Genomic DNA, 3,492 nt, shown 5'->3' with positions numbered 1-3,492 from the left:
CTTCTAATCTTGCTGGAGGTAAGCTACGTGCCTCTGTGGTTAAATTTGGTGGCAAACAAAGTGGTATGACGGTTAAGAGCGGTACTGCCGTAGCTGGAATCAAGGGAACTGAATTCCTGATGCTTTCGCAAGGTCAGGCCAACGTATTCTTTGGTAATGAAGGAACCGTGGCTGTTTCAGGAGACGGTAAATCTGCCCAGCAACCGCTGACTTCGGCAACCTACGTCCAGAATACCCGTGGCCTACCACCCGCAGAGCCGGTTAAAATTGACCAAGGTACACCTCTGGCCGAGGCAAAAGGAATTTTTGATGGTGTAACCGCTGCAGAACCCCCCAAGGAGTGGACAGACTCCGGCAAGATTGTTGATATCTGTGCTCGCTGGAATATCAATCATGGCCATTATCTGGCAGATAGCGGCAAGTATCATGATGCCCTGAATGTGTTTCAAATTGCGCTGGACCTGACCAAGGTTGAGACCGTACGAGCTGATGCTCATATGGAGCGGGGGGCGGTCTATGCCCGGTTTCTGTCTAACCCGGAGCTTGCCTTGGCAGAATATCTACTGGTATTGGAAGAATATCCCAGGTTGCCCCAGGCTGAATTTGCACTCTTTAATGCTGCCCAGACACTTGCTGAGATGGGCTTTAATGAGCAGGCCAAGCTACGCTTTGAGCAGTATTTGAAAATGTATCCTCAGGGAACTCATCGCAGCAATGCCGAGACGCTATTGAACGGTATTGGTAAGTAAGGCATACCAGGTATGAAAAAACGACTTGCTTTTCTAGCCTTTGGCCTGATTGCTGCGCTCATCACCTTTGTGGCTTATCGTCAGGCTCCTCAGGCCCTACAGCAGCTTGATTACCGGATGAAGGATGCCCGTTTCCGTGTGCGGGGGCCAATTGCGCCGGATAAAGATGTGGTGGTGGTGGCTATTGACCATGCCAGTATCAAAGAAATTGGTCGGTGGCCCTGGTCACGCGAGGTAACCGGCCGTCTTATTGAAAATCTGGTTTCATATGGTGTTAAAGTAACGGCTCTGGATATTGTTTTTTCAGAACCTCAAAATCCGGCTGCAGATGCTGCTTTGGCAAATTCTATTGCCAAAGCAGGAAATGTCGTCATGGGTTACTTCTTTCGTGAAGAAGATCAGGCAGTGGACCCTGTTGCCATTGCACAGATGGAAAAGGCAACCGTTAAGTTAATGAAGGTTGCTGAAGGGGTCCAGTCACTCCCGCTGACGCAGTATGAAAACCTTGATGCAAATATTCCACAATTAGGTGCTAAAGCACTGGATTTCGGTTTTTTTAATGCAAGGCCAGATGGTGACGGCTTGTATCGTCGTTCCCTGTTACTATTGTTGTACAACGGAGATGTCTATCCATCTTTAGCAATGAAAGCACTGCGTCACTACCTGGGTAGTGACATTATGATGGAGGTCAAGTCCTACGGCATAGATGGTTTACAGATCGGCTCTCTACGGATTCCCTCTCGTGAAGATGGCGCTATGGCACTGAACTATTATGGCCCGGCCCGTTCCTTCCGGACAGTTTCTGCAGCAGACGTAATCAAAAAACGGCTTAAACCTGATGAACTGAAAGGGACCATGGCTTTTGTGGGGGCAACCGAGATCGGTATCTACGATATCCGTCCCACCCCTTTTGACGCGTACCAGCCCGGTGTTGAACTACACGCCACTGTTGCTGCCAATGCCCTTGAGCAACGCTTTCTGAAATATGATGGCATTACTCAGATGCAGGAAATATTCTGTATTCTACTACTGCCGATCCTGCTGGGTATTATTCTTGCTTTTATGCCCGGTACTTTTGCTGGTCTCGCGGCATTTGCAGGTACAAGCGGTCTGTTCCTGGTTGTTAACTATTTTGGCTTTACCCAAGGGTTACGGGATATGACCATCATCTATCCGATGCTGGGGCTCGGTCTGACCTACCTGGGTAGTGAGTCATGGCGTAATCTTGTGGTTGAGAAAAAAGGCCGACAGCTTAAAAAGGCATTTTCCAACTATGTTTCACCGGATCTGGTACGAGAGATAGAGAAAAACCCTGATAAGCTGGTGTTGGGAGGAGAACAACGTGAAATTTCTATCTTGTTCTCTGATATACGTGGGTTTACGACTGTTTCTGAAAGCCTGACACCTCCTGAGCTGGTCACGCTTTTGAACGAATATCTGTCACCCATGACCAGAATTGTGCTGGAAGAAAAGGGAACCTTGGACAAGTTTATTGGTGATGCTGTTATGGCTATTTTTAACGCCCCGTTGGATGTCCCTGGCCATGCAGAACATGCCTGTGTGGCTGCAGTAAAAATGATGGAAGAGCTTACGCGTTTGAACGTTGGATTTACTGAACGTGGTATGCACACGTTGGATATCGGGGTTGGCATTAACACCGGACCGGCGGTTGTGGGTAATATGGGAGCCGACATCCGTTTTGACTACACTGCAATCGGGGATTCGGTGAATCTGGCTTCAAGGCTGGAAGGTCTGAACAAGTATTATGGCTCACACATACTGGTAAGTGAAGACACTCGCAAGCAAATACCTGAAGGACGTTTTACGTTCCGCGAAGTAGACCGTGTCCGGGTAAAGGGCAAGCATCTGCCTGTTGTAATGTATGAGTTAATGATCAACAATCTTGAGCTGTTGCCGCGCTTTGAAGAGGGACTTGAAAAGTATCGTACACAACAGTTTACTGCTGCTCAGGTAGTCTTTAACCAGCTTGCATCGGATTATGCTGATGGCCCGTCAAAGCTCTACAGCTGCCGTTGTGATGAATACCTTGCAACACCTCCGCCTGCAGACTGGGATGGTGTCTATACGGCCAAGAGTAAATAATGCCAGAGTTGCCGGAAGTCGAGTCTGTCCTGCAATGCCTGACTACCAGCCGTCCTTCGCTCATTGTGCGACAGGTTCGTGAAGTCTGTGTTTTGCGTAACTCCGTGGTTGATGGAGAGACAGATTCCCTGATTCACGCAGTAACAGGTCTACGTTGTTACGACATTTGCCGACATGGTAAATATTTGTTTTTTAGTTTTCAGGATTCCCCGTCAAAAAAGCTGACATGGCTGGCACTGCATCTGCGTATGACCGGACGCCTGTTTCTGGTACCAGAGCAGCAGTCAGTAGAGCGTCATACCAGATTTGTACTCAAACTGGATCAGGGATTGGCGCTACGTTTTGATGATCCACGCGCTTTTGGTCGTGTCTGGTTACTTAATGACCCAGCGGAGGTGACCAGCAGGTTGGGACCTGATGCGTTATCGGTGCCACAGGACTTTTTTTTATCTCGATTACGCAGCACAAGAAGACAGTTGAAACCTTTGTTGCTGGATCAGTCTTTTGTGGCTGGTGTTGGTAACATCTATGCTGACGAAACACTATTCCGTGCTCAGTTACATCCACTAAGAGGCACAGCTGCTCTTTCCTCACAAGAGACGGTTCGTCTGTATGATGCGCTACATGGTGTGTTGACCCA

At 48.5% G+C, this 3,492-nt stretch carries 3 protein-coding genes; all 3 read left to right on the top strand.

Annotated elements, in window-relative coordinates; genetic code table 11:
• Nucleotides 1–749: tetratricopeptide repeat protein (locus OEL57_RS15370; protein ID WP_300741668.1), on the top strand; the 749-nt coding region annotated here is incomplete at its 5' end.
• 12 nt (nt 750–761) lie between these two features.
• A complete protein-coding gene (locus tag OEL57_RS15365) occupies nt 762–2,852 on the top strand; it encodes a CHASE2 domain-containing protein (RefSeq protein ID WP_300741666.1) in 2,091 nt (696 codons plus the stop codon).
• Nucleotides 2,852–3,492, top strand: a 641-nt coding sequence (locus OEL57_RS15360; RefSeq protein WP_300741664.1) for an Fpg/Nei family DNA glycosylase, incomplete at its 3' end; no start/stop codon positions are given. The genes OEL57_RS15365 and OEL57_RS15360, both read left to right, overlap by 1 nt.

Origin of the sequence: Trichlorobacter sp., from assembly GCF_030247655.1 — a bacterium.
Lineage (GTDB): Bacteria > Desulfobacterota > Desulfuromonadia > Geobacterales > Pseudopelobacteraceae > Trichlorobacter.
Note: the sequence above shows the minus strand (reverse complement) of the source record. Positions and strands in the feature narration are given on the sequence as shown.